The sequence below is a fragment of the Microcoleus sp. PH2017_05_CCC_O_A genome, assembly GCF_020738785.1.
Lineage (GTDB): Bacteria > Cyanobacteriota > Cyanobacteriia > Cyanobacteriales > Microcoleaceae > Microcoleus.
Map to the genome: position 1 here is coordinate 570 of NZ_JAEQCB010000254.1, position 6,500 is coordinate 7,069.

General features: G+C 44.8%; 8 protein-coding genes. 2 read left to right on the plus strand and 6 right to left on the minus strand.

The features are described from left to right. Positions 1-162 precede the first annotated feature (162 nt). Positions 163-1,002, minus strand: a complete 840-nt coding sequence (locus tag JGK20_RS33085; protein WP_293198285.1) for a metal ABC transporter permease — start codon at positions 1,000-1,002, stop codon at positions 163-165. A gap of 133 nt (positions 1,003-1,135) precedes the next feature. Then, the gene (locus JGK20_RS33090; RefSeq protein WP_293193084.1) at positions 1,136-1,855 is read right to left on the minus strand and encodes a metal ABC transporter ATP-binding protein; all 720 of its coding nucleotides are present in this window, start codon (positions 1,853-1,855) and stop codon (positions 1,136-1,138) included. A gap of 88 nt (positions 1,856-1,943) precedes the next feature. On the opposite strand from JGK20_RS33090, the gene JGK20_RS33095 reads away from it, so the two are divergent. Next, a complete protein-coding gene (locus tag JGK20_RS33095; RefSeq protein WP_293233646.1) occupies positions 1,944-2,918 on the plus strand; it encodes a zinc ABC transporter substrate-binding protein in 975 nt (324 codons plus the stop codon). Between the two features lie 174 nt (positions 2,919-3,092). On the opposite strand, the gene JGK20_RS33100 is transcribed toward JGK20_RS33095, so the two are convergent. After that, positions 3,093-3,353 (minus strand): hypothetical protein, encoded by a 261-nt coding sequence (locus tag JGK20_RS33100; protein WP_293185068.1) that lies wholly within the window; start codon positions 3,351-3,353, stop codon positions 3,093-3,095. A gap of 276 nt (positions 3,354-3,629) precedes the next feature. Beyond that, a complete protein-coding gene (locus tag JGK20_RS33105; protein WP_293185067.1) occupies positions 3,630-3,797 on the minus strand; it encodes a metallothionein in 168 nt (55 codons plus the stop codon). Between the two features lie 142 nt (positions 3,798-3,939). Here JGK20_RS33105 and JGK20_RS33110 point away from each other — a divergent pair, with 142 nt between their 5' ends. Beyond that, entirely contained in the window at positions 3,940-4,350 is a 411-nt protein-coding gene (locus JGK20_RS33110; RefSeq protein ID WP_293233648.1) for a metalloregulator ArsR/SmtB family transcription factor, read from the plus strand. A gap of 193 nt (positions 4,351-4,543) precedes the next feature. Here JGK20_RS33110 and JGK20_RS33115 read toward each other — a convergent pair whose 3' ends face one another. After that, positions 4,544-4,744, minus strand: a complete 201-nt coding sequence (locus JGK20_RS33115; protein ID WP_293146624.1) for a heavy-metal-associated domain-containing protein — start codon at positions 4,742-4,744, stop codon at positions 4,544-4,546. Positions 4,745-5,021: 277 nt separating this feature from the next. Then, positions 5,022-5,894 (minus strand): 3-deoxy-7-phosphoheptulonate synthase, encoded by an 873-nt coding sequence (gene aroF, locus JGK20_RS33120; protein WP_293233650.1) that lies wholly within the window; start codon positions 5,892-5,894, stop codon positions 5,022-5,024. Positions 5,895-6,500: the final 606 nt, after the last annotated feature.

Here is a 6,500-nt window from a genome sequence, read left to right on the forward strand (position 1 = left end):
GAAACCTATTGTCAAGCTAAGTAAGCTTCAGTTGACAGTTGACAGTTGACAGTTGACAGTTGACAGCTTCTTTCTGGTAAAAAAGGCATATTTGTAGGGCGGGTTTAGCTAGTGATTGTGACACTCGCAAACAATCTCAGAACAAAACCCGCCCGCCCTCGCTCATTCTCCTCTCTTTCTTGTCAAAATTCCTTGACTGGGACTGAACAGCAAAGCCATTAAAAATAATCCAAAAACAACTAAGACAATTGCTGCACCAGATGGCATATTAAAATAATAGCTAAGATACATTCCAGTCACACTAGCTGTAATTCCAATAATTGCGCCCAATCCCATCATTAAATGTAACTCTTTTACCAACAAATACGCCGTAATTCCTGGCCCGATTAATAGCGAAATTACTAACAGTGCGCCCACAGTTTGCAAACTAGCCACCACCGTCAGTGTAATCGCCGAAATCATCCCCAAGTAAATCCAGTTTACAGGCAAACCAGACGCCTGTGCTCCTAGCGGGTCGAAGGTATAGAATAGCAGTTCTTTGTAAAAGATTTTAACTGCGACCAAAATAATTACAGTTATCATAAAAGTCTGCTGTACGTCAGACGGTGCAACTGACAATATATTCCCGAACAAAAACCCGTCTAAGTCTAGTTTTGTTGTCCGCAAGACGCTAATTAAGGTGACGCTAATTGCTAAAAATGTAGATAAAATTAATGCCATAACAGCATCTATTTTAATCCGGGATTGCGATTGAATCCATGCCATAATTACGGCGCTGATGATTCCTGATATAAATGCGCCGATGGAAATATTGAAACCTAAAGAAAATGCCACTGGCAGTCCTGCTAATACTGAATGGGCAATCATGTCTACCATCATTCCCATTTGTTGTACAATTAAGTATGAGCCGACAACGGCGCACACAATTCCTAGCAAAATGCCGACGGCGATCGCATTTCGCATGAACTCGAATTTGAGCGGCTCAATTAGTATGTTTAACATTTAATTACTTACCTCAATAATCTTATTGTTTTAACCGCAGATAGAGGCAGATGAACACAGATAAACGCAGATATAAGATAATTATCTGCGTTTATTTGCGTTCATCTGCGGTTAAAAATAAATCTTTTTCCAGTCACGCGGAAACTAAACTTAAATCGTATCCATAGGCTTTTTGAATATTGGCGGCGGTGAGGACTTCCCGGCAGGAACCTGTGGCAATTAACTGCTTGTTGAGCAATAATAAATTATCGTATTGTTTTAAAGTTTCGCCTAAATCGTGGCTGATTACTAGCAATGTTTTGTTTTCAGCTTTGAGTTCGGCAAAAATATCGAAGATAATCTCTTCTGTGGCTTTGTCGATCGCACTAAAGGGCTCGTCGAAGAAGAATAAGTCGGCTTGTTGGGCGATCGATCTTGCTAAAAATATGCGCTGCTGCTGTCCCCCGGAGAGTTCGCCAATTTGTCGATCGCGCAAATCCCACATTCCCACCCGCAGCAAAGCAGCTTTGACTAATTCTTGCGACTGCTTCGAGGGAGTGCGAAACCAACCAGTCTGGACAGTCCGCGCCATCATCACCGCATTGTGCACCGTAATTGGATAATCCCAGTCAATTTGCGATCGTTGCGGCACGTAAGCCACCCGCGATAACTGTTCCTTCAACAACCGCCCCTGATATTTTACTATCCCCCGACAAGCCGGAATCAATCCCAGCATCGCCTTCACCATCGTGCTTTTCCCCGCGCCGTTGGGCCCGAAGACACCAGTTAACTGTCCCGGATCTAACTGAAAATTCACGCCGTTGAGGGCCGAAATTCCTCGATAATTCACAGCCAAGTCTTGCACTTCTAACATAATTCCAGATTTTGAGAACGATTCTTATTTCTAGCTACTACAATAGGATAACTCTAAAAGTAATAACGATTATCGTTCCAAAGGTGAAATGTTAAAAAACTTGACGGAAAAAAGCAGCAGATTGTGCGGTGTGGCGGTTTTGGCGATCGCCTGCGGACTGGTTGGGTGTACGACTGGTGTCATCTGCGACATTACTAAGGAAATTGCTCAAAGTTCGATCGACACCACCTGTCTAATCGAACCCGGAGAAGACCCCCACGCCTACCAAACCAAGCCAGAAGACCGCAAAGTCATTGAAACAGCAAATCTAATTTTATACGGCGGCTACAACCACGAACCCAGCATCATTAAATTAATTAAATCCAGCAGTAATTCCGCACCCAAAATCGCCGTACACGAACTCGCCGTTCCCAAACCGTTGATGGGCGAACACGAACACGGGAAAGAGAAAGAACAAGAAAAGTCCCACGCCACCGAAGAAAAAGTCCCCGATCCTCACGTTTGGCACAATCCTAAAAATGGTATCCGCATGGTAGAAACAATTCGCGATGAATTGATCAAAGTTTCCCCAAGCAATGCTCAACTATATACCACAAATGCCACAAAATTAACAGATGATTTAGCCAAAATAGATACTTGGATTAAAGCACAAATAGCGACAATTCCTGCCCAAAAACGCAAATTAGTTACAACTCACGATGCCCTGAGTTACTATGCCAATGCTTACGGATTAGAGATTGCGGGAGTTTTGCAGGGAGTGACAACAGAGGAACAGCCCACAGCCGCCAGAATTGCCGAATTATCATCAGAAATTAAGACAGCAGGAGTTCCGACAATTTTTGTAGAAACCACGACTAATCCGAAATTAATGCAGACTGTAGCGAGGGAAGCAAATGTCAAAATTTCCGACAAAGAACTTTATAGCGACGAGTTGGGCGGCCGAGGTACTGGCGCTGATACCTATGAAGGAATGCTAAAAACTAATACTTGTGCAATTACCTCCGGCCTCGGCGGCAATTGTACTCGGTTTGCAGGAGAAGTAGCACCAACTTCTAAACCATAGAAAAGTCGGCGGTTGAAACCGCGTCTAGACAAACAAAAACCGCCTCCGCGGTTTGAAGACAGTTAAAATTATATTATTTTCTTTACACCGCGGAGGCGGTCGCGCTCGCGAACTCGAAGTGCGGACTTGGTTTTTATAGGTGTGGTTTCAACCGCCGTCTTATCTGCGATGAATTTAAGGCAAATTGCCGTCATCGGTACTGGGGGGTTTTTGTCCAATTCCCAATTGCTTCTTAGACGATTTTAAGTCTTTCCAAAGCGCCTTAATATCTTTATAGGCTTTCTCGGCGCTAATTTTACCCCCTGTTTCCAGAGAGCAAATATAAGTTATTTTCTGAGCAAATTCCTGCAAGTTGGCATTAAACGCCAAGTTTTCAGGCGTGAAATCACCGTAGTAGCGACTGCGAGGATGTAAAAAATCTTCCCGCTCTTTCATTGCCCCCTCCTAATTCAACTTTTGGTTCTGTCTCTGCTATTAATAGTAGTCTTTGCACTTAGTATTGCGACGCTAACTTACTTTGATTGTATTCCCCAGGTAACAATTGTGATTTTTCCCTGTGTACTTAGTCGATTAAACTACTTTTAACCTTTGATTACCCGTATTTTAACCTCAATTTAACCTAAAAACACAAAAATTGGGAAATGCGCTGTTCGCATCTCCCCTTAGATATATTTTTACAGAGGTTCCTTAACCTTTTCGGAATCGGAATATTTATTTGCTGCACTCGCAGCCGATGTGGCCGCAGCCGCTACCGTTGGGGTGTCCGTCAGCGCAAGCAGTCGAACAGTAGGATTTGCCGCTTTTTTCGATCGCTTCAGTGAGGCTGACAACGCACAAACAAGAAGGGCACGCGCATTTCATTTGGGTGACAGTGGTCATTTTAAATTCTCCTGGTGTGTTTCGCTCTATTAATATCTGAACATATATTCAGATATATGTCAAGGAGATGTAAAAGTTTTGTAACAAAAGGTGGGTCGATCGCGCTAATATGAAAATGAGAATTAAAATCAGCCGGGAAAAGATGTCACCGAAGTCTGCGGTTAACGGAGCGATAAGTCAGCCTGACCAAGAAAACGATACACCAACCTGCGGGCGATCGCGCGTAGTTGAAAGTTCACGGGTTGGAGACATCCAAACACAAGTGCTGAACACAGCAAAAGCCCAGCGGATGGCAGAGTTTTTCAGTCTTTTGGGAGATGCGAACCGCTTGCGATTACTGTCGGTGTTAGCAAATCAAGAATTGTGCGTGTGCGACTTGGCGGCGGCTTTGAGCATGAGCGAATCGGCTGTATCGCACCAGTTGCGGGCGTTGCGGGCGATACGGTTGGTAAGTTATCGCAAAGTTGGCAGACAAGTTTTTTATAGTTTACTCGATCGGCACGTTTTAGAACTTTACCAAGCAGTCGCCGAACATTTGGACGAAGAATCTTAATTAGTCAGTTGTTGGTTGTCAGTTGTCAGTTGTCAGTTGTCAGTTGTCTATGCGCGGATGCTGTAGGGGCGAGTTCACCAACATCTATGATGCACATCCAGAATATGTGTAAACTCGCCCTCCCCAACCAAAGATTCATGCAAGCGATTATCTGTACATCAGCCCTGACTGCCAACCAGGGGTTATCCTACTATTAGGCTTCTAGAACAGTGTGACCGGAAGCAACCACAGCTTGTTTAATAGACTCTTCCGAGGCTTTAGCTTCCACAGTCACAGTCTTGGCCGCTAAATCCACATCAATCTTAGCTTCCGGTTCCACGGTTTTGATGGCTTCGGTAATAGTGTTTCCGCAGCCGGAACAGACGATCGAGGGAACATGAAGTTTGAGTGCCATAATTAAGCGATATCTTGTAGATGACAGGATTGATTCTGCTTTTATTTTAATCAAATTTCGGTTTTTGGGACAGGCTAGAAGCCCATCCCACAAGAAAAAAAATTTGTGGGATGGGCTAGAAGTCTGTTTTTGGGACGGGCTAGAAGCCCATCCCACAAGAAAAAAAAGTTTGTGGGATGGGCTTCTAGCCCGTCCAACTTTTCTTGAAAGAAATATTAAGTCCAATGACTAATGACTAATGACTAATGACCAATAACCAATGACTAATGACTAATAACTAATGACTAATAACTAATGACTTAGCCTCCGGTACGAACCGCCCGACGGCCGCCGCCACAGGCCGCAAACTTGCGACTAAATCAATCATATCCGGCAAAGAAAGAGCTTGCCGCGCGTCAGAAACCGATTTTTCGGGTTGCGGGTGACACTCAACAATTAACCCGTCAGCACCGCAAGCAACCGCTGCTTTTGCTAGAGATGCGACTAATTCTCGCTTGCCGGCGGCGTGAGAAGGATCTACAATTACTGGCAAATGAGTTAACTGTTTTAGCGCTACGACTGTACCTAAATCTAAGACATTGCGGGTGTAATTGTCGAAGCTGCGGATGCCTCTTTCGCACAGAACTACATCGGGATTTCCGTGGCTGAGAATGTATTCGGCGGCCATCACAAATTCTTCAATCGTGGCTGACAAACCGCGTTTTAGTAAGACTGGTTTTCCGGCTTGACCGATCGCCTTTAGTAACTCGAAGTTTTGCATATTGCGACTGCCTACTTGCAGCATATCAGCATAGGCGACAACCGGATCGATTTGGGCGATCGACATTACCTCTGTCACCACGGGTAAACCGTAACGCCGGCTGACATCAGCTAAAATTTCCAGTCCCTCAATTCCCATCCCCTGGAAAGCATAGGGAGAAGTGCGGGGTTTGTAGACTCCCCCGCGCAAAGCCTGCACCGGTGCAACTGAGAGTTTGCTGGCGACTGTCTCCATTTGTTCGGAACTTTCGACGGTACAGGGGCCGCCGACGATTAATAATTCTGTGCCGCCGACTGAGACGGTTTCGGATAGTTTGACTATAGTTTGGTGTTCGGGATGAGATTTGGTTGCGAGTTTGGCATCTAACATGATGGAATTCTCCTGGAAAATCGAGTGATTGGTTGACAATAAAAAACCCGGAACCTTTAAGGAGTTCCGGGTTGGCGCGAAAAGACAGCACGACAATTTACCCAGAACTCCTGCGGGGCCAAAAATAAAAGCCGTAATACCAGTTACTGAATAATGTCATTGCTGTTTTCGCTTGCGATGATTGGTGGTTGGGACAAGAAGTAGAAAAAACAAAACCGCAGGTGTTAGTCTGCGGTTCGCCCGGATGTTCACAGCAATCTGTAAATTCACTCCGGGCGAACTTGGGTATGCCAAAAATAAAAATAGCTGTTGGTTGCGAACATAGGTGAAGCGATTGGATTACTGATTAAATACAAGACTATTCGTTAACCTAGCATAGAGTGGTAGGAATGTCAAGCATTTTTTGCAACAGGTAGGGACACGGCACTGCCGTGTCCCTAATAAAGGTATGTTGTTGCGCTTGAGCGCTCTTTGAGATATATGAGAAAGAGCGCTTTTCGCGGAACTACGTACCTTACGGCTGTGCAATTTAGTCCCAGCCTCCGTCTCGATCGCACAATTGAGCTAATCTCTGATTGGGCGATCGATCGTATTCCCTCAATTACTCGTATTTTGATACATCTCTCA

Bases quoted from the DNA above. Each gene is read 5' to 3' on its own strand.
- JGK20_RS33110 (WP_293233648.1), top strand. From the start codon at position 3,940: ATGTCACCGAAGTCTGCGGTTAACGGAGCGATAAGTCAGCCTGACCAA.
- JGK20_RS33090 (WP_293193084.1), bottom strand. From the start codon at position 1,855: ATGTTAGAAGTGCAAGACTTGGCTGTGAATTATCGAGGAATTTCGGCC.
- JGK20_RS33095 (WP_293233646.1), top strand. From the start codon at position 1,944: ATGTTAAAAAACTTGACGGAAAAAAGCAGCAGATTGTGCGGTGTGGCG.
- JGK20_RS33105 (WP_293185067.1), bottom strand. From the start codon at position 3,797: ATGACCACTGTCACCCAAATGAAATGCGCGTGCCCTTCTTGTTTGTGC.
- JGK20_RS33085 (WP_293198285.1), bottom strand. From the start codon at position 1,002: ATGTTAAACATACTAATTGAGCCGCTCAAATTCGAGTTCATGCGAAAT.
- JGK20_RS33115 (WP_293146624.1), bottom strand. From the start codon at position 4,744: ATGGCACTCAAACTTCATGTTCCCTCGATCGTCTGTTCCGGCTGCGGA.
- JGK20_RS33100 (WP_293185068.1), bottom strand. From the start codon at position 3,353: ATGAAAGAGCGGGAAGATTTTTTACATCCTCGCAGTCGCTACTACGGT.